Source organism: Mesorhizobium sp. M0058 (assembly GCF_040323095.1).
Classification (GTDB): domain Bacteria; phylum Pseudomonadota; class Alphaproteobacteria; order Rhizobiales; family Rhizobiaceae; genus Mesorhizobium.
The window spans coordinates 348,331-369,725 of the sequence record NZ_JAMYUQ010000004.1 but is presented as its reverse complement, the minus strand read 5'-3'; the positions used below and the strand labels follow the sequence as shown (position 1 = coordinate 369,725).

At 61.1% G+C, this 21,395-nt stretch carries 19 protein-coding genes; 9 read left to right on the top strand and 10 right to left on the bottom strand.

The features are described 5' to 3' along the window. Nucleotides 1-11 precede the first annotated feature (11 nt). From NKJ75_RS09265 to NKJ75_RS09250, 4 genes are all read right to left on the bottom strand, one after another. Entirely contained in the window at nt 12-1,127 is a 1,116-nt protein-coding gene (locus tag NKJ75_RS09265) for a methyltransferase domain-containing protein (RefSeq protein WP_050591296.1), read from the bottom strand. Between the two features lie 100 nt (nt 1,128-1,227). Beyond that, nucleotides 1,228-2,154, bottom strand: a complete 927-nt coding sequence (locus tag NKJ75_RS09260) for an NAD-dependent epimerase/dehydratase family protein (RefSeq protein ID WP_352499576.1) — start codon at nt 2,152-2,154, stop codon at nt 1,228-1,230. 87 nt (nt 2,155-2,241) lie between these two features. Continuing rightward, complete coding sequence (locus NKJ75_RS09255) at nt 2,242-2,988, bottom strand: ABC transporter ATP-binding protein (protein WP_023743696.1); 747 nt, start codon at nt 2,986-2,988, stop codon at nt 2,242-2,244. 9 nt (nt 2,989-2,997) lie between these two features. Further along, nucleotides 2,998-3,789 carry an ABC transporter permease gene (locus NKJ75_RS09250; RefSeq protein ID WP_023743697.1) on the bottom strand — a complete coding sequence of 264 codons (792 nt, stop codon included), beginning with the start codon at nt 3,787-3,789 and terminating at the stop codon, nt 2,998-3,000. A gap of 393 nt (nt 3,790-4,182) precedes the next feature. Between NKJ75_RS09250 and NKJ75_RS09245 the strand changes: the two genes are divergently transcribed. From NKJ75_RS09245 to NKJ75_RS09235, 3 genes are all read left to right on the top strand, one after another. Beyond that, nucleotides 4,183-6,171 carry a UDP-N-acetylglucosamine 4,6-dehydratase gene (locus tag NKJ75_RS09245; RefSeq protein ID WP_031204331.1) on the top strand — a complete coding sequence of 663 codons (1,989 nt, stop codon included), beginning with the start codon at nt 4,183-4,185 and terminating at the stop codon, nt 6,169-6,171. Nucleotides 6,172-6,309: 138 nt separating this feature from the next. After that, nucleotides 6,310-7,242, top strand: a complete 933-nt coding sequence (locus NKJ75_RS09240) for a glycosyltransferase family 2 protein (RefSeq protein WP_023743699.1) — start codon at nt 6,310-6,312, stop codon at nt 7,240-7,242. 17 nt (nt 7,243-7,259) lie between these two features. After that, nucleotides 7,260-7,799 (top strand): sugar transferase, encoded by a 540-nt coding sequence (locus NKJ75_RS09235; RefSeq protein WP_023670714.1) that lies wholly within the window; start codon nt 7,260-7,262, stop codon nt 7,797-7,799. Here the strand turns inward: NKJ75_RS09235 and NKJ75_RS09230 are convergent. Next, entirely contained in the window at nt 7,787-8,722 is a 936-nt protein-coding gene (locus tag NKJ75_RS09230) for an NAD-dependent epimerase/dehydratase family protein (RefSeq protein WP_023743700.1), read from the bottom strand. The genes NKJ75_RS09235 and NKJ75_RS09230 overlap by 13 nt on opposite strands. Beyond that, nucleotides 8,719-10,011, bottom strand: a complete 1,293-nt coding sequence (locus NKJ75_RS09225; RefSeq protein ID WP_031198404.1) for an O-antigen ligase family protein — start codon at nt 10,009-10,011, stop codon at nt 8,719-8,721. The genes NKJ75_RS09230 and NKJ75_RS09225 overlap by 4 nt, the downstream gene beginning before the upstream one ends. 414 nt (nt 10,012-10,425) lie before the next feature. On the opposite strand from NKJ75_RS09225, the gene cysD reads away from it, so the two are divergent. From cysD to cysQ, 3 genes are read left to right on the top strand one after another with little or no spacing between them, the layout of a single operon-like run. Further along, nucleotides 10,426-11,331, top strand: coding sequence for a sulfate adenylyltransferase subunit CysD (gene cysD / locus NKJ75_RS09220; protein ID WP_023670717.1), 906 nt, complete (start codon nt 10,426-10,428; stop codon nt 11,329-11,331). A 2-nt stretch (nt 11,332-11,333) separates the two neighbouring features. Then, nucleotides 11,334-13,271, top strand: a complete 1,938-nt coding sequence (gene cysN, locus NKJ75_RS09215) for a sulfate adenylyltransferase subunit CysN (RefSeq protein ID WP_023684584.1) — start codon at nt 11,334-11,336, stop codon at nt 13,269-13,271. Nucleotides 13,272-13,281: 10 nt separating this feature from the next. Beyond that, nucleotides 13,282-14,070 carry a 3'(2'),5'-bisphosphate nucleotidase CysQ gene (gene cysQ / locus NKJ75_RS09210; protein ID WP_031196090.1) on the top strand — a complete coding sequence of 263 codons (789 nt, stop codon included), beginning with the start codon at nt 13,282-13,284 and terminating at the stop codon, nt 14,068-14,070. Nucleotide 14,071: 1 nt separating this feature from the next. Here the strand turns inward: cysQ and NKJ75_RS09205 are convergent, their stop codons facing one another. The 4 genes from NKJ75_RS09205 to NKJ75_RS09190 form a co-directional block, all read right to left on the bottom strand. Then, a complete protein-coding gene (locus NKJ75_RS09205) occupies nt 14,072-15,214 on the bottom strand; it encodes a DegT/DnrJ/EryC1/StrS family aminotransferase (RefSeq protein ID WP_023743701.1) in 1,143 nt (380 codons plus the stop codon). 296 nt (nt 15,215-15,510) lie between these two features. Further along, the gene (locus tag NKJ75_RS09200; RefSeq protein WP_023684582.1) at nt 15,511-16,434 is read right to left on the bottom strand and encodes a carbohydrate kinase family protein; all 924 of its coding nucleotides are present in this window, start codon (nt 16,432-16,434) and stop codon (nt 15,511-15,513) included. Further along, nucleotides 16,431-16,877 (bottom strand): RbsD/FucU family protein, encoded by a 447-nt coding sequence (locus NKJ75_RS09195; protein WP_023684581.1) that lies wholly within the window; start codon nt 16,875-16,877, stop codon nt 16,431-16,433. Before NKJ75_RS09195 ends, NKJ75_RS09200 begins: the two co-directional genes overlap by 4 nt. Continuing rightward, entirely contained in the window at nt 16,878-18,104 is a 1,227-nt protein-coding gene (locus tag NKJ75_RS09190; protein WP_023743702.1) for an ROK family transcriptional regulator, read from the bottom strand. Nucleotides 18,105-18,368: 264 nt separating this feature from the next. On the opposite strand from NKJ75_RS09190, the gene NKJ75_RS09185 reads away from it, so the two are divergent. The 3 genes from NKJ75_RS09185 to NKJ75_RS09175 all read left to right on the top strand — a co-directional run bounded on the left by NKJ75_RS09185 (nt 18,369) and on the right by NKJ75_RS09175 (nt 21,337). Continuing rightward, nucleotides 18,369-19,346, top strand: coding sequence for a sugar ABC transporter substrate-binding protein (locus NKJ75_RS09185; RefSeq protein ID WP_081725578.1), 978 nt, complete (start codon nt 18,369-18,371; stop codon nt 19,344-19,346). A gap of 150 nt (nt 19,347-19,496) precedes the next feature. After that, nucleotides 19,497-20,558 (top strand): ABC transporter permease, encoded by a 1,062-nt coding sequence (locus tag NKJ75_RS09180; RefSeq protein ID WP_023670725.1) that lies wholly within the window; start codon nt 19,497-19,499, stop codon nt 20,556-20,558. Next, nucleotides 20,555-21,337, top strand: coding sequence for an ATP-binding cassette domain-containing protein (locus NKJ75_RS09175; protein WP_023670726.1), 783 nt, complete (start codon nt 20,555-20,557; stop codon nt 21,335-21,337). Before NKJ75_RS09180 ends, NKJ75_RS09175 begins: the two co-directional genes overlap by 4 nt. The last annotated feature ends 58 nt before the right edge of the window (nt 21,338-21,395 follow it).

Here is a 21,395-nt window from a genome sequence, read left to right as displayed (position 1 = left end):
TAATGGACGTTTCACGCTCTTTTTGAAAATACCGTCGTTGTGCCCCACGCGATTTCGAACTGCTTTTCAAGCGAGAGACGCGTAAGAGGGGGATCTTCATCTCTTTCAAACCGTTCAGCCAGCGAGAAAATCTCTCGCACCGGCATGTTCAGAAATTCCTCTCGCACTCCAGCATCAAGTCCCGAATGATAGACTCGAAGTATCTGATTTAATGTGTTTATTGGATGGTTCGAGCGGTGGATCGTTTGGCTCTCAACGTCGAGCTGCTCAAATAGCTTCGTTGCACCAGATCGAGTTGCATTAAAATAATGGGACGGATAACCGTGCTCCGCCTGTAAGAATGGGATCATCAGAAGAAGTTTGCCACCGGGCTTCAGCACCCGTACCAGTTCCCTTGCGCATTGGAAGGGGTCATCTACATGCTCGAGAACAGCCAGTGATAGTATCCCCGCGAACGAGTTATCCTTGAAGGGTAGAGATTGTCCTATCGCAAGGACGTCTGTGCTGGGATAGTCATAGATCTCTACGTTTATCACGTTTGGAACCGGGCGCTTTCTCAGGCCAGCCCCAGCATCTAGTGCAATGGCTCCACTAGGCAATCGCTTGAGGAATTCATGAATCATTCCGCCGTAGAAATGCGAAGAGACAGCATCAATTTTAGATTCGAGTTGTGGCGAAATGGGCCAGCCTTCCGGCAGCGCCGACGGTGCTACGCAGCCCTCGCATTGTTGCAAGTCACGGTTCAAGATTTGCTTCAAAATATCAAGCTTGGCAGCTTGATTGGCTCTGCAACTGTTAGCCAAAGCAATCGCCTCATCAGTTACGGCAACTGCCACGTCGGCTGCCCTCTCGCCCTCAGCCCTGAATATCAGGTCCAACGTTCCCGCTTTGTGTATCTCGTTTCGTACGAAATCCACGTAAAAAGTGAAGCCAACGCCCTGAGAAGGGTCAAGATCAGCCCTCCGGTACGTTGATAATCGAAATTTCCCTGTTCGACCGTCCAAGGTTTCATAGCCAATGGAAATTTCAGTACCAAACGGCTTCGCGATCCAACCGTTAACGGCGTCGATTGGATGTCGTAGAAGCCTATCTCTGGGCTGGTCAATTTCTACTCTGGTTAGGCCCATGAAAAAATTCCTATCGCTTCTTCAAGGAATGGAATGGCAGGCTAGAGACCGGTCTTCTTCTCAAGGGCTTTCTCGAAATACTGTGCGCGCAGCGACATTGTTATCGCCCCGTACCGCTCATGCTTGCTACTGTCTTGGCGATGCCCTCGTCAAAATCGGTTCGTGGTACCCACCCCAGAACGGAGCGCGCGCGCGAGACATCCAGACTGGCAATGTCAACGTCAGTGTTTCTGGCAGCAACGTATTCGCGCTCGAAACGGTGGCCCGTTGCTGATTCGACCGCGGCAATTATCTCGGTAACGGACCGAACCTGGCCACTGCCAATGTTCAGGATTAGGCGGGGGGTGCTCGGCAGCACAAGCGCGCTTTCTATCGCGTTGATGACATCCTCAACGTAGATATAGTCGCGACGCGCTTGGCCGTCGCCGAAAATTCGGACGGGTAGGCCTTTCTGCCAGTGGTCTAGGATGGCTGGGATCAGCCCTTGACCCTTGCGGAAGGCTTGCCCTGGACCAAAAGGATTGGCGACCCGCAGGATCACGTATTCCAGCCCTTCGAGATGTCCATGCATCTGAATGTATTTTTCCACGATGAGCTTGGTCAGTCCGTGTGAATTTATGGGGTTGGTAGCGCAGGTCTCCGGCGTAGGTATTGGCGCACCAGGGCCATAAACCGTGCCCCCAGATGAGAGAAACAAATAGCGTCTCACGCCAGCCCGCACACAGGTTTGCAGGAACTCTACATGGGGAATAACATTTTCCTGAATATCGGCGATGACGTGGTCGTTCTTGAGGCCGGGACTCGAGGTCGATATTAATTGCACAACAGAGTCGACGTCTTGCAGCGAAGAGGCCATTGCGATCGGATCACGCATGTCGGCTTCAACAAAGTCAACCGACTTGTCAAAGGAGCGAAGGAATTCTGGGTCAAATCTTCTGGATACGGCACGAATTGCCACACCCTGTACCGCCAACCGCCGAACAAAATGACGGCCAATGAACCCGTTCGCACCGTAAACCCCAATCATGCCGCTCCAACACCTTTGCCGCAAAACCCTTTATTACTTTATCAAACTAATCCAGCCCGTCCCTGCCCCAACTCCAGCAACTTTCTGTCATGACACGACAATTTTTTCAGTTCCGGTGTGTTTGACCGGCCCTGCCGTTAGCGATTCCACGCGGCCGCTTTTGAGCGTCAGCTTTTTTGTGCACACTCTTTCGATGAGGCTCTCATTGTGGCTTGCCAGAACGATGATGCCAGCCTTTTCCGCCAATTCGTCCATGCGCCTTTGGGCCTTGTCTTGAAAAGAGGCATCACCGGCACCGATCCATTCGTCCATTAGCAGAATTTCGGGATCGAGCGCGGTTGCTGCCGAAAAGGCAAGCCGCGCGGCCATGCCCTGGCTGTAAGCCTTGAATGGCATGTCGATGAAGTCGCCGAGCTCGCTGAAAGCGATGATACTTTCCATCTTTTCCTCGATCTCGGCTTCTGTCCATCCGTTGATCAAGCCACGCAGAACGATGTTCCTGCGGCCTGTGGCTTCGCGGCGAAAGCCTATGTTGATGTTGAAAAGGGCGTCGACCTTGCCTTCTATGGCGATGTTCCCTCCGGATGGTTCATAGATTCCGTAGAGCACCTTGAGTAGTGTCGTCTTGCCCGCTCCATTTGGGCCGACCAAGCCTAATCGGTCGCCGGCCTTGAGCTGGAAACTGACGCCGTCGAGCGCCTGCACGAACTGGTTTCTGCCTGAACTCTCAATCCTGCCGCCTGGTCCGCCCATACGCCGATCCGGCGCGGAAAGCGTCAACTTTTCGTGCAGTTTGTAGACCAGACTGACGTTATCCAGCTTGATAGAAACCATCGAAAAAACTCAAATCAGGAAAACAACTTGCCTGCGATATCGGCCAAGCAGCAACAATGCAATCGCCCACATGAACAAGGAAATATAGACCGTTACGGCGAATGCGTGCATCGGAAACGCGCCGTTCGTGATCGGCTCGCGCACGATTTCCAGGAAATAGCTGAATGGATTCCAGTGGTAGGCGTATTTCTGTATGCCGTCCTGTCCGCTGTAGATCCAGAAGACAGGCGTAAAAAACATCCCGACTCGCATGATGTTGCCGACGATGAACTGGCTGTCGGGAAAAAATGCGCCGAGGAAGGCGAAGACCGTGATGACAGCTGGAGTGGCGAACAGGATCAGGAGTAGCCCTGCAAGCGACCATAGCCATGCGGGGGTAAGTCCCGAGCCGCTCAGGAGCAGAATCACGATGCAACCTGCGATCGCATAGCCCACGCGAATGACGGACTGAACCGTCATCCGCATCACGTACACAAACAGGGGCAGGGTCGTGCCCTCTATGAAGCTCTCCTCACGCTGGAAGAGGGAAACACTCAAGGAGATGATTTCCATCAGGTAGAACCAGACCATCAGGCCTATTGCGACATAGGCGGAATAGCCTGCGGCATCCTTACCGGCAGGCTGGAACACGAAAACGAATGTGCCGACGAACGCGATGTAATTGACCAGCAGCCAAAGCGGGCCAAGTGTCGTGCGTCTGTGCTGGTCGCCGATATCTTCGTGAGCAAGCGCAATCCAGACCCGATGCAGCCTCATAGCCTTGCTGATATCGTCGAGGGCGCCGTTCAGTGCCAAAATCATTGTTGGTGTCGCAATCCGTTCTTGGTCGCTTCGTATGTCCGATGGCCACATGAGGCGAGGGACATTTCATAGCCATTGCGACGAGCGTATGGCAAATGATTGCGGCTTAGTGAAGCCCAGCAATATCTTGAGCGCAACCATTAGCAATGTCTTTTGGACCTGTACAATTGTCCTGAAAGGCCACAGTTCAGCCAATTGCGATTGGTCCGGAACAGCCGCATTCACCTTTGATCACATATTCGTCAAAAACATCTGGCGATACCCCCGACTCCGCGCTATTGCGATAGCTGGGCAAGGGACTTGGAATTTGCAATCTGGAGTGGTGACGGATGATGTTCCATCCGGTGCCTGTCCGGTATTGATATACCCGCGCCTGGAGTTCAGTACTACCCAATGACATCATACGTACAAGCCGTATCGGGACTTCGGCCGAAGATGCGGCGCGCCATTATAATGATCCAGGACCTGGTCATGGTCTTGGTCGCGGTGGCGCTGAGTCTCGGGCTTTCGCAGTCGAGACTTTCATTCGATGCGCTCTCCTGGCCGGGCCTGGCGTGCTGGGTGAGCATTGTTCTTCTCAGCCATCTCTTGTTTCGCTATTGCGGCCTCTACAACACCGTGTGGCGTTTCGCCTCCACGCCGGACTTCTTCAACATCCTGAAGAGCTGCGCGATCCTGACCGTCACGCTCTATGTCGTCTCGCTGGCGGTCCGATGGTTTCAGCCGGTGACCGGCCTCAACGAGCGCCAGTTCATCGTCTTTTTCCTCGTCTCCTTCACCATCATATCGGCGCCTCGGCTCTATTACCGGTTCCTGCGCGACGGGGCGAGCTGGCGAATCCTGAGCCGCAACGCAAACAATGCGGCGATCAAACAAGCGCTGTTCGTCGGCAGGCTTGGCGAAGCAGACGTCATCATCCGCTTCACACGCACGGCCGAGCCGGCCGAATATTCCATCGCCGGCATCATGGCCATCGAGAACGGCGCGCCGTTGGGCACGCAGATACAGGGCGTTCCGGTGGTGGCCGTGCGGCCCCGCCTGGTCGAGGTCCTCGAAGAATATGCAAGAGGCACCAAAAGCCTCGACATGCTGATTTTCGGCAATGGCACCGAACGCGAGATCGAGGAATATTCGGAACTGGTCCGTGTCGCCCGTCACAGCGGTATCGCCGTCGTCCAATTCTCCGGCGTTTCGGAGCTCGGCCAAGGCGGAAAGCTGGTACTCGACGCTGTCGAGATGGAAACCATCCTGCGCCGCTCCACAGTTGCTTCCGATATTGAGCGGATCGGCGGCTTTATCGGTGGCAAGCGCGTCCTGGTCACCGGCGGCGCCGGCTCAATCGGTCGCATCCTGGTCAAGCGGTCGCTGGAACTTGGCGCCGAGGCGGTTCTGGTCGCCGATATCTCGGAGTTCGGTATTTTCCAGCTCGACCAGCAGGTTGACGAAAAGGACCATGTCCGGCTCAAGAGCCGCATCGTCGATGTCACAGACCGGCGCCAGATCACCCGCGTCGTCAGCGATTTCAAGCCCGACATCATCTTCCATGCCGCCGCGCTCAAACATGTGCCGCTGCTCGAGGAAAATTGGGAATCGGCGATCCAGACCAACATTTTGGGCACCCTCGTCTGCGCCGAGGTTGCCGCCAAATGCGGGGTGCCGCAGTTCCTGTTGATTTCCAGCGATAAGGCGGTCGATCCGACCTCGGTGCTCGGTATGACGAAACGCGCCGCCGAGCAGATCGTCTCTTCGCTGCACGAAACGCACGCCACCGGGCCCAGCGGCCGTCGCTCCGGCACCAAGTTCATCGCCGTGCGGTTCGGCAATGTCTTCGGCTCCAATGGCTCGGTCGCCACCATCTTCCAGGCGCAGATCGAGGCCGGCGGTCCGGTCACCATCACCGATCGCCGCATGACCCGCTACTTCATGACGGTGGCCGAAGCCGTCGACCTCGTCATCATGTCGGCGGCCGACGCCGAGCGGCGCCAGGGCAAGGACGACTACGCCATCTACATGCTCGACATGGGCAAGCCGGTGCCGATCCTCGAAGTCGCTGAAACCATGATCCGCATGGCCGGCAAAAGCCCCTACATCGACATTCCGATCCGTTTCACCGGGATCAGGCCGGGCGAGAAGCTTCACGAAGTGCTGCATGGCGGCAATGAGGAGATCGTCGCGCTGGATATCCCCAAGATCTTCGGCCTCAGGACCGATGTCGTGGGATGGCCCAAGGTCCAGGCGGCGCTGACATTGCTGCAGGCGGCCATGGGCGATCAGGACAAGGCCTCGGCGCTCGCCGTCATGGCCGGCCTCTATCAGGCGGAAGAGCCTCCAAGTGACGCACGCCGGGAAACCGTTGCGAAAACAGTCGGGCAAGCTGGTTAGAGCAATTCCAGGAAAAGTGTGGAGCGGTTTTCCGTCCGGGATTGCGTCAAAACAAAGAGCCTGTCCTGATCGACCGGGATTGGCTATTGAAACCGATCCGATGGCCGTTCCCAGGCGTTTGCAGATGATTTTGAACCAGTGAGCAGACAAGATCAGCGCGTGGCCGTGCTGCTGGGCACGAAAGATGGCGCGGCTTTCCTTGACGAGCAGCTCGCGTCGCTGGCTGCGCAATCGCATCCTGTTGTCGACCTCTGGGTTTCCGACGACGGTTCGACAGACGGCACTTCGGCCATTATCGGCGCCTGGCAGAGCCGCTGGTCCAAGGGCCGGTTGACCCTGTCGAATGGTCCTCGCCAAGGCTTTGCCGCCAATTTCCGCGCGATGATCATCGATCCGCGTATCGAGGCCGACTACTACGCCTTCTGCGACCAGGACGACATCTGGGAGCCGGACAGGCTGGAGAGCGCCATTGCCTGGATGCAATGGCACGATGCCGGAACGCCGCTGCTGTTTTGCTCCAGAACCGCGACCATGTCCGAAACCGGAGCAGCGCAAGGGTATTCGCCGCTGTTCCAGCATCCACCCGCATTTCGCAATGCGCTTGTGCAAAGCATTGCCGGCGGCAACACGATGATGATCAACCGCGCCGCGCGAAAGTTGCTGGCAAAGGCATCGGCAAGGACCGAGTTCGTCAGCCATGACTGGTGGACCTATCTGATCGTCACGGCTGCCGGCGGCATTGTCCGCTATGACCCGCGACCGCTGGTGCGCTACCGCCAGCATGAGGCAAACTTGGTCGGCGCCAACGTGTCGTGGAAGGCGAGGCTGTCGCGGCTGGGGCGCCTCTTCAGGGGCGAGTTCGCCGTCTGGACCGATCACAATCTGAGCGGCCTGGCGGTCAATCGCGACATCCTCACGAGGGATGCCGCCGCCTGCCTCGGCCTGTTCATCAGGGCGCGAAAGGGCGGTATCTTGCGACGCCTGCGCCTTCTCCGGAAAAGCGGCGTCTACCGGCAGACGCTGGCTGGTACACTTGGGCTCTATCTGGCCTTCATCTGGCGGCGGATCTAGAGCATGCAGACACGGCCATGAGGGAACCCAAGCGAGCTTTCGACCTGGCGGTGGCGGCGCTGCTGCTGCCACTGGCCTCGCCTTTCGTCCTGCTTGCCATGCTGGCAATCAGGACGACGTCGCCTGGACCGGCACTCTTCTCTCAAACCCGTGTCGGCCAGCACGGGGTGCCGTTTGCCTGCCACAAGCTGCGCACGATGGTTGTGGGAACGCCGTCTCTGCCCTCGCATCAGGCGCCGGCAATTTCCGTCACTGCCGTCGGCAAGGTGCTGCGGAAATTCAAGATCGACGAGCTGCCGCAGCTCTGGAACGTGCTCAAGGGTGAGATGAGCCTGGTTGGGCCGCGTCCATGCCTGCCCACGCAAACCGAATTGATCGAACGCCGCAGGCAATTGGGTGTGCTTGCCGCACTTCCGGGCATTACCGGGCTGGCACAGATGAAAGGCATCGACATGTCGGATCCGAAACTCTGCGCCGAAACGGATGCCGAATATCTCAGGGGGGCCTCGATCGGACTCGACGTCAAAATCCTGCTTGGCACAATCTACCGGACCTGACGGGCCTGTCGTGCAAGTTCCTCAATCCGGCCGAGCGTGTCGGTTTCCGGCATCCAGCCTTCCGAGATCAGCAGTGACGGGTCGCAAATCTGTGTCGCCATGGAAGCGTCGTACGCTGCTTTTCTGCCTAGCAGTGTGGCGAACAGCCTGAATGGCCAGGCCGGCACAGGAACGAGCCGGGTCGGAACGTCGTATCCGTGCCTGAATGCAGTCAAGATTTCGAACATCGCAACGGGGGAAGCATCGCCCAGGACATAGGTCGGGCGCGGTGGCGTGGGACGAGTCAAAAGATGCGCCACGGCGCCAGCCACCGCGTCGCGCGATATCAGCGAACGAACTGCGGTGAAAGCGCCTAAGGGCAATGGTAAGGCAATGGCGGCAGCCCGCATCATTCCACGCAGGTTTCCCTTCATGCCTTCGCCATAGACCGGCGGCAGGCGCAGCGCCGTGGCATCGGAGGGCCTGGACGCATAGGCTTCCAGTGTCTTGATCTCGCCTTCGCGTTTCGAGCGCCCGTAGGCGCATTGCGGGGCAGGGAGCGTCGCCTCGCTGATCGTTCCGCTGAAACCGGGACCGGCTACTGCCCGGATCGACGACAGATAGATGAAGCGCCCGCTTGTCCGCGAGGCGGCCGCGCGCGCCAGCTGCGCGGTCAGTGTCGCGTTGGCTGCCATGAAGTCGGCTTCGCTCGCCTTGCGGTCATTGTTGAGCGCCGCACAGTGGACGACATGGGTGACATCTCGCATCAGCGCCTGGAATGCCTGGGCCGGCGCATCGAATTCCGGCAACAAAACCGCATCGCTCACGGGATCGAGCCGTTCCGGGTGGCGCGATGCCATGCGCACCCCGAACCCGGCTTCGCGCAGCTGGTTGACGACCTGCCTGCCGATGAAACCCGTCGCGCCTGTGACCAGCACTTTCACGGCCGGCTTGCCTGGGGCGCCGGGGCCGGTGCCTGTTGTTCCGGCAGCATTTGTTGCCGGCCCGATGCAAGATATGTCCCGGACACCAGGAACACCATCAGTGTGGCATCGAGGATGTCGTGGCCGACCAGAATGCCGGTCAGGCCGCCGATGAGGTAGGTGATCGCAGTGACGACAATCATCGTGGCGCCGAACCGCTCGATCGCGTCCGTGCTGGTGCGCAGCACGATGGCCGCGTTTCTCGCGGCAACGAAGAACACAGCCGCGAGCGTTACGGCTCCAAGCAGCCCGGCCTCCACCAATGCAGTCAGGAAGCCATTGTGAAAATGGCTGAAGCCCGTGGACGGCATGTGGAACTGATTGTGGAATCCATCCTTTATCAGCTCACGGCTTGCAGCAATGCCGTGACCGAAAATCGGCATGTCGTGGAAGGCGCTCAGCCCAATCTGCCAAAGTGCTGCGCGCAAGCCGAGCGCGGTCGTGTGGTCGCCCTTCGTGGCGAGCGCATCCCAGTCGCTGAACAGGAAGGCCGCGCGCTCGGAAATGATGGGGAGACCAATGACCGCGATGACGATGCCGATCGCGCCCGCAATCAGCAAAAGCCGAATGGCGTTTCTGTTGTTGAGCTTGCGACGGTTGATCAGCAGGACCGCGATGCCGGCCACCAGCATCGCCAGCCAGATGATCCGCGACCCCGAATAGACAATGTCGACCGCGCCGGCCAGTGTCGCGCAGGCCAGCAACGCCCTGTTCTTTTCGACACCCGATAAGGCGCCTGCCAGGCACATCATCATGCTGAGGCAGGCGACGGTCGCGAACACGATCGGATTGCCGGCGCCGCCTTCGGCCCGTATGCCCAGCCCGTGATATTGCACGACCGCCAGCAGCAGGGCGCCAAAACAGGCGGCGGCGCTCGCCAGCACGACGATGCGCGTCAGCGTGGTTTTCTCGGTAATGCTCCAGGTCGCGTATGAGACAGGGAAAAACAGGAAGGTGATCAGCCCTGCCAGATGCGGCGCATCCCTGGCGATCGAATTGTTGACGATGGAGGCGAGCACGCTGGCTGCGCAATAGGCATAGATGGCCACCGTCATCGCGGTCATCGGCCGGTCGATGTTGAAACGCCGTCTTTTCAGCGCAAGCAGAAGCACCGACCACAGGCCGCCGCCATTGAACAAAAAGCTGACCGCCGATCCCAGTACCGGCGGGAAAAAGAAGCACAAAATGGAGAAGGTGACGTTGATCCGTGACGGCGAAACGTGCTGCTTGATGGCGGAGATCGGGGTCAATGCTCTGGTTCACAATGCGCTGGGTCGCGTGGCGACGGACAATGTTTGGCGGCGGCATTTGCGGCATGCCGCCCGGCGCAGGTTCAGGAGCCGGTATAGCGGCTGGGTGCGGTTTTCGAAAGTGCGACGAGGTCCGGCCGGCGTTTCTTTCGGTCCAGGCAAGATTTTTCCCGGCCTTTGAATGCTATCGCTCCGTCGGGCAGGAATTTTCGGATTCTAGGCTTTTCATGGAAAATTCGTTGCCGATCGGTGTGGCCGCCGGCCTTTCCAGCGTTGTTATATCAGGTGGCGATCTGCTAGAACGCCGGCACGAACCGATAGTGTCCAGCAGTGAAGCTTGAACCGGGCGGCTGAAAAGGACGCCCGATCCATCTGATGCAAGGTCTGGATTGCACGAGAGAACGCTCACAGTCCATGAACATCGCGCTTACGCACCTGCAGCGGCTCGAGGCCGAGTCCATCCACATCTTCCGTGAGGTTGCCGCCTCCTTCTCCAAGCCGGTGATGCTCTATTCCGTCGGCAAGGATTCCTCCGTGCTGATGCATCTGGCGATGAAGGCCTTCTATCCGGCCAAGCCGCCTTTCCCCTTCCTGCATGTCGACACCACCTGGAAGTTCCGCGAGATGATCGCCTTTCGCGACCAGATGGCGCAGAAGCTCGGCTTCGACCTGCTGGTCCACGTCAATGAAGACGGCGTGCGCGACGGTATCAACCCCTTTGACCATGGCTCGAACACCCACACCCATGTCATGAAGACGGTGGCGTTGCGCCAGGCGCTCGACAAATACGGCTTTGACGCTGCCTTCGGCGGGGCTCGGCGCGACGAGGAGAAGTCGCGCGCCAAGGAGCGCATCTTTTCCTTCCGCAACGCCCAGCATGTCTGGGACCCGAAGAACCAGCGGCCGGAGATGTGGAAGATCTTCAACACCCGCATCGCGCCGGGCGAATCGATCCGCGTGTTTCCGCTGTCGAACTGGACCGAGCTCGATATCTGGCAGTACATTCTGCAGGAAAACATCCCGATCGTGCCGCTCTATTTCGCCAAGGAGCGGCCGGTGGTCGAACGCGACGGCATGCTGATCATGAAGGATGACGATCGCATGCAATTGCGCCCCGGTGAGACGATGGAGAACCGTCTGGTGCGTTTCCGCACGCTCGGCTGTTATCCGCTGACCGGCGCCATCGAATCCGACGCGGACACGCTCGAAGCCATCGTCGGCGAGATGCTGACGGCGCGCACCTCCGAGCGCCAGGGCCGCCTCATCGACCGCGATGAAGCCGGCTCGATGGAAAAGAAGAAGCGCGAGGGATATTTCTGAGCATGCGCCATATCCTGGCCAAGAGCCTCGCTCCCACCGACGGCGTGCGCGAATACATGGCGGCGCAGGAGAAGAAGTCGCTGCTGCGCTTCCTCACCTGCGGCTCGGTCGACGACGGCAAGTCGACGCTGATCGGCCGTCTTCTGTCCGACACAAAGCAGATCTTCGAGGACCAGCTCGCCGCACTCGAGCGCGATTCCCGCAAGCACGGCACCACTGGCGACGACATCGACTTCGCGCTTCTGGTCGACGGCCTCGAGGCCGAGCGCGAGCAAGGCATCACCATCGACGTCGCCTACCGCTTCTTCGCCACGCCCAAGCGCAAGTTCATCGTCGCCGACACGCCCGGCCATGAACAGTACACCCGCAACATGGCGACCGGCGCATCGACTGCCGATCTCGCCATCGTGCTGATCGATGCGCGCCAGGCTGTGCTGCGCCAGACCCGGCGCCACTCGATCATCGCTTCGCTGCTCGGCATCCGCCATATCGTGCTTGCCGTCAACAAGATCGACCTCGTCGATTTCGACCAGGCGGTGTTCGACCGTATCGTCGAGGATTACCGGCAGTTCTCGCACGAGCTCGGCTTCCAGACGATCGTGCCGATCCCGATGTCGGCCCGCTATGGCGACAATGTCACCAGCCGCTCCGGCAAGACGGCGTGGTATTCCGGCCCGTCGCTGATCGAGCATCTCGAAACTATATCGGTCGACGAGGCCGCGGTCGAACTGCCGTTCCGGTTTCCGGTGCAGTATGTCAACCGGCCCAATCTCGACTTCCGCGGCTTTGCCGGCACCATCGCGTCCGGCTCCGTCGCGCAGGGCGACGAGGTGGTGGTCGCCAAATCCGGCAAGGCCTCGCGGGTCAAGCGCATCGTCGCGCAAGGCGGCGATCTTGCCCAGGCGGTGGCCGGCCAGGCCATCACCCTTGTGCTCGATGACGAGGTCGAGGTCTCCAGAGGCAACATGCTGGTGTCGCCGGCGGCACGGCCGCAGGTCGCCGACCAGTTCGCCGCCAACATCGTCTGGTTCGACGAGGCAGCGCTGCTGCCGGGACGCTCCTATATACTGCGCACCGAGACCGACCAGACCAGCGCCACCGTCACCGACCTGAAATACCGCGTCAACGTCAACGACTTCGCTCGCGAGGCGGCGAAGTCGCTCGAGATGAACGAAGTCGGCATCTGCAACATCTCGACCCGGGCGCCGATCGCCTTCGACACCTTCGCCGACAACCGCGATACCGGCGCCTTCATCCTGATCGACCGCATCACCAATGCCACGGTCGGCGCCGGCATGATCCTGCATACCTTGCGCCGCGCCGAAAACATCCACTGGCAGTCGCTCGATGTCGGCAAGCGTGGCCGTTCCGACTTGAAGAGCCAGCGTCCCGCCGTGTTCTGGTTCACCGGCCTTTCCGGTTCGGGCAAGTCGACCATCGCCAACCTGCTCGAGAAGAAGCTGTTCGCTTCCGGGCGCCACACCTACATTCTCGACGGCGACAATGTCCGCCACGGCCTCAACCGCGATCTCGGCTTCACCGACGCCGATCGGGTCGAAAACATCCGCCGTGTCGCCGAAGTGGCAAAGCTGATGGCCGATGCCGGGCTGATCGTCATCGTCTCCTTCATTTCCCCCTTCAGCGCCGAGCGGCGCATGGCCAGGGAGTTGATGGCCGACGGCGAGTTCGTCGAAGTGTTCGTCGATACGCCGTTCGAGGAATGCGCCCGACGCGACCCGAAAGGCCTTTACGCACGGGCGCTGAATGGCGAGATCAAGAACTTCACCGGCGTCGATTCCCCGTATGAAGCTCCCGAAAATCCCGAAATCCATCTCAAGACACTCGGCAAGACGGCCGAGGAGATGGTAGAGGCTCTGGAACACTGGCTGAATGAGCGCGACATTGCCGAAGACCAATATGACAGCGGCGGCGGCATCTGACGACGAAGTGATGCTCGACGTGTTCGAGCGCCTGGCGCTCGAAGCCGGACGCGAGGTGATGCGGGTCTTCAAGGCCGGCTGCGCGGTCGACAGCAAGTCGGACTCCTCGCCGGTCACGGAAGCCGACCGCGAGAGCGAGACGATCATCCTCGCCGGCCTGCGTGCGGCCTATCCCGATATTCCCTGCGTGGCCGAGGAAGAGGTCGCCGAAGGCATTGTGCCGCCCGATCTGGATGGCGCCTTCTTCCTGATCGATCCGCTCGATGGAACGAAGGAATTCGTCAACCGCCGGACCGATTTCACCGTCAACATCGCGCTTGTCCGGCACGGCGTGCCGGAGATCGGCGTCGTCTTCGCACCGTGCAGCGGGCGGTTCTTCTCTGGACGGCCGGGCTGGGCCGAAGCAATCGAGGTCGATGGCGACTTCCGTATCGTCGGCCGCCGGCGGATTTCGGTTAGGAGGGCGGTCACGCCGCTGGCGGTCGTTGCCAGCCGCTCGCACAACACCCCGGAGACCGAAGCCTTCATCAAGGATCTCGGCGCCGCCGAGATCGTCTCGGTCGGCTCATCGCTGAAATTCTGCCTGCTCGCCGCAGCCGAAGCCGACATCTATCCGCGCTTCGGCCGCACCATGGAATGGGACACGGCGGCCGGCGACGCCGTACTGCGCGCCGCCGGCGGCATGACGCGCACGCTGGACGGCGAGCCGCTCACCTATGGCAAGCGCAAACAGAGCGACGACGAGGATTTCGCCAACCCGCATTTTATTGCGAGCGGGAAGGCGGCGGACGCGGCGTAACTTACGCCGCCGCTACATGCGCCGAGTTCGAGCCAATGTAGTTGCGGATCGTCTCGATGATGCGGTCCTGGTCGGCTTCGCTGAGATAGGGATGCATCGGCAGGCACAGGATGCGCTTCGGCAGTTCCTCCGAAACCGCAAGCCCGGTCGGCGTGCGCGGATAGTCGCGATAGGCGACCTGCTCGTGCAGCGGCTTCACATAATAGATCACCGAAGGGATGCCCTTTTCGCCGAGATGCGCCCTCAACCCGTCGCGCTTCGGCGTCTCGATGGCGTATTGCGCCCAGGCCGAGCGGCCACCGCCCAGATTGCGTGACGCCTTGACGATGTCGCCGAGACCTTCGGCGTAGCGCTTGGCCACGACCTGGCGGGCGACCATCTCGTCTTCGAGGATGGCGAGTTTCTCGATCAGGATCGCCGCCTGGATGGTGTCGAGGCGTGAATTGATGCCGACGCGGACATTGTCATACTGCGTCCCGCCCTTACCGTGGAACGCAAACGAGCGCAGCTGGTCGGCCAGCGCGTCGTCATTGGTGAACATCGCGCCGCCATCGCCGTAGCAGCCCAGCGGCTTGGCCGGATAAAAGCTGGTCGAGCCGACATGGCCGAAGGCGCCGCACATTGTGCCGTCGGCCGAACCGCCGATCGACTGCGCCGCATCCTCGATCACCAGCAGCCCTTCGCGCCTGGCAATCGCCATGATCGCCTCGTAGTTGGCGGCAAGCCCAAACAAGTCGACGGGAATGATCGCCTTCGGCTTCAGCCGGCCTTCCTTCTTGATCATGGCGATCGCCGCCTCGAGGCTGGCGATGTCGATGTTGTAGGTCTCGGCCTCGACATCGACGAACACTGGTTCGGCCTTGGCAAGCGCCACCACTTCCGCCGTCGCGGCAAAGGTGAAGCTCGGCACGAACACCGCGTCGCCGGGGCTGATACCGGCGGCAAACAGCGGCAACAGCAGCGCGTCGGTGCCGTTGGCGCAGGCCACGACATGCTTGGTGCCGATATAGGCTGCGAGCTTGTTTTCGAATTCGGTGACTTGCGGTCCGAGGATATAGCGGCCTTCCTCGACGACATTGTCGATCGCGGCCTTCAGCCGGTCGCGGATACGTTCGCGCTGCGCGCCAAGATCGATGAACTGCATGTCGGCCTCAAAACGGTGTGGTGCGGGCTGCCCCGGGGACAATGACACGCACAGAAACAACAACTTAACCGGGCCGCTGGTACCAGAGTTGGGCCGGTCTAGAAAGCCGGACCGGCCGCGGGACGGGTTGTCTAGGTGTCGCAGCCTGTTACTTCAGGCTTTCCCTGCATTGCCGCAAGATGCCGGAAATCCGGGCTTCGCCGCCTATTAATCCGGCTGATCAGTCCGTCTTTCCGGCTCGCGGAAACATAAAGTGATCGGCTGCTTGCAGCGGCTGGCGGCGGACTAAGCGTGGATCAGGCGATTTCGTGCCGCCAGGGCGGGTTGGCGCCGGCCCGCGACACGGTCACCGCCGCCGCTTTGGCGCCGAGCGCCAGCGCCTGACGGATGGCGTCCTCCGAAAGGCCGCCGATCCCGGCCTTGGTGAGCAGGCCTTGCTCGTGCAGCGAGGCCAGAATGCCGGCATTGAAAGTGTCGCCGGCGCCGACCGTGTCGACCACCTCCACCTTATGCGGCATCACCGTGACCTTGTGTTCCCTGCTGTAGCCGACGGCACCTTCGCTGCCGTGGGTAACGACGATCAGCTTCGGGCCGCGATCCAGCCAGTTGCGGATGACGTCCTCATGCGAGCCGGCCTCGCCGAACCAGTGCAGATCCTCATCCGATAGCTTCACGATGTCGGCCATCGCCATCATCGAGCGGATGCGCCGGAGGTGCTTGGCTTTGTCGGGGATGAAGTTCGGCCGGATGTTGGGGTCGAGCATCATGACGCGGCGTTCGTGCTCGCGTTTCATGAATTCTTCGTAGGCAGCACCCGCCGGGTCCGAAATCAGGCTGATGGCGCCAAACAGCATGGCTTCGATCTCGGCGCCCAGTTTCGGCAGATCCTCTGTCGTCAGCATGCGCCCGGCGGTGTTTTCGTCGTAGAAAGTGTAGGTCGCCTGGCCGTTGGTGAGCCGCACGAAGGCGAGCGTGGTCGGGCGAGGGGAGGTGTGCGCATAGGTGGAGCTGACCTTGCTTGCGCCGAGCGCCTCGCGGAACTGGCCGCCGAACAGATCCGACGACAGGCCGGAAAAGAAGCCGGCGGGCGCGCCGAGGCGGCCAAGCGCGATCGCCGTGTTGAACACCGCGCCGCCGACATAGGGCGCAAAGGCCGGCTCGCCCTGTGTCGTGGTGCGCGGCAGCATGTCGATCAGGGCTTCGCCGCAGCAGAGGATCATGATTTCTTGTTCTCCGGCGGATAGATCACGCCCTTGCGGATGATGATGTTGGCGTAGAGCCGGGGTTCGCTGGTCCCGACGATCGCATATGCCGACCGGACGCGTGCATAGAAGTCGGCGCCCGCCAGCGCAACCACCTTGCGGCCCGGCGCGCGCCTGGTGCAGATCGTTTCGATTTCATGGTGGACCGGATCGGCGACCGAGGGATCGCCTTTTACCGAGGCACGAAACAGCGCTTCCGGCACGAAGTCGTCCACCGGCAGCACGCTCAAAATGGCGTCAAGCACCGGTATGAGGTGAAGACCGTCGGCGCGGATCAGCCTGTTTGCCTGTTCTTCCGCCGGATAGTTGCCGTCGACAAGCGCGATCTCGTCGCCATGGCCCATGGCGCGCAATGTCGCCAGAAGCTCCGGACCGAGCAGCGACGGAATACCGATCAGCATTCAGGTGCTCCGGGAAATGGTGTTCGAACCGATGAGGAAGCGTTCGGACAGCGGCAGGCTGGCGCCGCCCAGCGCCCGGGCATGGATGCCGACGGTGCCTTCGCGCACCACCGGAAGCTTCAGGCCTTCGCCGTCAATGGTGCCGATCGCCTGCCTGACGGCATCGACGAGCCGGCGGCGTACGGCGAGCGGCATCCAGCCATCGATCACCGCGGCCTCGAAATCGATCACCGAGGACGCCGCGACAATGGCGTAGGCAAGCGCCTGCGAGGCGGTGGCAATCCAGTCGTCCAGATCGGCGCCGATCTCGCCCCATTCCTGCGGCGAGGTCCAGAGATAGGAGCCGTCAATGCCGCGTGCGTTAAGCGCCTTTTCCAGCATGGCGATCGAGGCGACGTCGATGAGCTGCGTCGGCTTGCCGTCTGGTCCCGGCACCGGCATCGAACCCAGCGCCCCGGCATTGCCTGTCGGTCCGCCAAAAAGCCGGCCATTGAGCACGATGCCGCCGCCGGCAAAGGCGCCGATGTAGAAATAGACGAAGTCGCGCGCGCCGCCGGTCTGGCCGAACACCAGTTCGGCGCCGCAGGCCGACGTCGCGTCATTCTGCAGATAGACCGGGAATTCGCATTGCGCCTGGATATCGGAGCGAATGTCGCGATGGCGCCATTCGTCCATGATGTCGCGTGGCGCGCCGGCGGTGTCGGCCCAGTTCCACAGTTCGAACGGCATGGCGATGCCGAGCCCGGCAATGCGCTTGTCCTGCGCAGGTGTCAGTTCGGCGCGCATCGTCGTCATGCCTGATGTCACGAACTCCACCGTCTCGCGCGGCGCCGGATAGCGGTAGGAGTGCTGCAGCATGGAACGCACAGTTCCGAGGAAATCGATCAGCACCAGTTCGGCGCTGCGGCGGCCGATCTTGAGGCCGATGAAGAAGGCGCCTTCGGGGTTCAGCGCCATCGGGATGGAGGGCTGGCCGATCTTGCCGCGCAACGGCGCCTGGCGCAGCAGCAGGCTGTCTTCCTCCAGTTCGCGCATGATGACCGAGACGGTCTGCGCTGAAAGCCCGGTCATGCGCGCAATGTCTGATTTGGCCAAGCTGCCGTGCTGGCGAACCAACGACAGCACCAGCCGCTCATTGTGGTCGCGCATGCCGCTCTGGTTGGTGCCACGGTGGAGACGGCTGGCGGCCGCCTCGGGCGAACCGTGCCTCGCAATGCCGGTCTCCACCCTTGTTCCTTCCCTTGGTTTATTCTTACTGCTTTTGCGGCAGAATGAGTGAACCGCGCAAAGCTGTCAATAATAAATAAGAGTGATTTAATTATTGACAGGCGGCTCCCGCTGGTGTCATTTGAGGGCGCGTCCACACTGGGAGAACTTCAGTGGATGCGCTCGAGATGCCGGTTGGCGGCATCCGCATAGTTCCATGGGAGGAAGATCGTGACCAAAGCATTATTGAAGTCCACCGTGTTCGCCGCGGCGGGCCTCGGCCTGATGGCGTTTGCTTCGACAGCATCGGCCGCCGGCGTCGGCGCCTGCCTGATCACCAAGACCGACACCAACCCCTTCTTCGTCAAGATGAAGGAGGGCGCGACCGCCAAGGCCAAGGAACTTGGCGTCGACCTCAAGACCTATGCCGGCAAGATCGACGGCGACAGCGAGAGCCAGGTGGCGGCGATCGAAAGCTGCATCGCCGACGGCGCCAAGGGCATCCTGATCACCGCGTCCGACACCAAGGGCATCGTGCCGACGGTGAAGAAGGCGCGTGACGCCGGCCTGCTGGTGATCGCGCTCGATACCCCGCTGGACCCGATCGATGCCGCCGACGCGACCTTCGCGACGGACAATCTGGAAGCCGGCAAGCTGATCGGCGCCTGGGCAGCCGCGACCCTCGGCGACAAGGCCAAGGACGCCAAGATCGGTTTCCTCGACCTGACCCCCTCACAGCCGACCGTGGATGTGCTGCGCGACCAGGGCTTCATGATGGGCTTCGGCATCGACGTGAAGGATCCCAACAAGATCGGCGATGAGGACGATGCCCGCATCGTCGGCCACGACGTCACCAACGGCAATGAAGAAGGCGGCCGCAAGGCGATGGAAAACCTTCTGCAGAAGGACAACTCCATCACCGTCATCCACACCATCAACGAGCCCGCCGCTGTCGGCGCCTACCAGGCGCTCAAGGCGGTCGGTCTCGAAAGCCAGGTGCTGATCGTCTCGGTCGATGGCGGCTGCCCCGGCGTGAAGTCGGTGACCGAAGGCGTCATTGGCGCCACCTCGCAGCAATACCCGCTGCAGATGGCGGCACTCGGCATCGAGGCGATCGCCGCCTTCGCCAAGGACGGCGCCAAGCCGAAGCCGACCGAAGGCAAGAACTTCTTCGACACCGGCGTCAACCTCGTCACCGACAAGCCGGCCAATGGCGTGAAGTCGATCGACACCAAGGAAGGCCTCGCCAAGTGCTGGGGCTGATGGCTGTCTGACAGCCAGCGACAAGCTGACGGCCGGGGGCTTGATCCCCGGCCGCTTCGGGTGGACGATGCGTCACGCGAATAATCCCGGCAGCAGACCGGACAGGCGCGAGCGGGTCTCGGCATGGAGCTGAAGCCCAGGGGAGGAAACATGGCTCAAGCACAGGAATTCGAGAAGGTTCTCTCGAGCAGCGACACAAGCGTTGCCGCCTTTGACGAGCACAAATCGGCCGTCAAGCGCATCCAGCATTTCCTGCACTCCACGCCGGCGGCGGTGCCGCTGATTGTGCTGGTCCTGTCGATCGTAATTTTCGGCATCGCCATTGGCGGGCGTTTCTTCTCATCCTATACGCTGACGCTGATCCTGCAGCAGATCGCCATCGTCGGCATCCTCGGTGCCGCGCAGACACTGGTCATCCTGACCGCCGGCATCGACCTGTCGATCGGCGTGATCATGGTGATTTCAGCCGTGATCATGGGCAATTGCGCGGTCAGCTACGGCATGCCGGCCGTGCTCGCAGTGCCCATCGGGCTTGCCGCCGGCGCAGCCTGCGGCCTGCTCAACGGTTTGCTGGTCGCCTACATGAAGCTGCCGCCGTTCATCGTCACGCTCGGCACCTGGAACATCGTCATGGCGACGAACTTCATCTATTCGGCCAACGAGACGATCCGCGATACCGATGTCGACGCCCAGGCGCCGCTGCTGCATCTCTTTGCCCTGAGTTTCAAGATCGGCACGGCGGTGCTGACACTGGGCGTCATCGCCACGGTCGTGCTCGTTTTGATCCTCTGGTACGTGCTCAATCACACCGCCTGGGGCCGCCATGTCTACGCCGTTGGCGATGATCAGGAGGCGGCGAAGCTGTCTGGTATCCAGACCAAGAAAGTGTTGATGACGGTCTACACCCTTGCCGGGTTGATCGCCGCTTTCGCTGCCTGGGTTTCCATCGGCCGCAACGGCTCGATCTCGCCGTCAGCCGCCGTCACCGACTACAACCTGCAGGCGATAACCGCGACGGTGATCGGCGGCATTTCACTGTTCGGCGGGCGCGGCTCAATTCTGGGCACCCTTTTCGGCGCGATGATCGTCGGCGTCGTCTCGATGGGCCTCAACATGCTGGGCGCCGATCCGCAATGGAAGGTGCTGCTCACCGGTGTGCTGATCATCGGCGCCGTGGCGATCGACCAATGGATCAGAAAGGTTTCGGCATGACCGTGGAACCCATCCTCACCGCGCGCGGCCTGATCAAGCGCTATGGCCGTGTCACCGCCCTCGACAATGCCGACTTCGACCTCTACCCCGGCGAAATCCTGGCCGTCATCGGAGACAATGGCGCCGGCAAATCATCGCTGATCAAGGCGATTTCCGGCGCCGCCGTGCCCGACGAAGGCGAGATCCGTCTTGAAGGCAAGGCTGTCGCTTTTAAATCGCCCATGGAGGCGCGCGAGGCGGGCATCGAGACGGTCTACCAAAACCTGGCTTTGTCGCCGGCCCTGTCGATCGCCGACAACATGTTCCTCGGCCGCGAGATCCGCAAACCCGGCTTCCTCGGCGACTGGCTTCGTATGCTCGACCGGCCCGCAATGGAAAAGCGCGCCCGCGACAAACTCACCGAGCTTGGGCTGATGACCATCCAGAACATCAGCCAGGCGGTGGAAACGCTGTCCGGCGGCCAGCGCCAGGGCGTTGCGGTGGCGCGCGCCGCCGCTTTCGGCAGCCGCGTGGTGATCATGGACGAACCGACTGCGGCACTCGGCGTCAAGGAGAGCCGCCGCGTGCTGGAACTGATCCTCGACGTCAAGAAGCGAGGCCTGCCGATCGTGCTGATCTCGCACAACATGCCGCATGTCTTCGAGGTTGCCGACCGCATCCATATCCATCGGCTCGGCCGCCGCCTATGCGTCATCGATCCCAAGCAATATACCATGTCCGACGCCGTCGCCTTCATGACCGGAGCGAAGGTTCCGCCGGAGGCTGCACTCGCTGCCTGATCCGCTCGACGGATAAATTGCCGCAGGGGAACTGGCGGCATGCTGGTCTAAATCGATT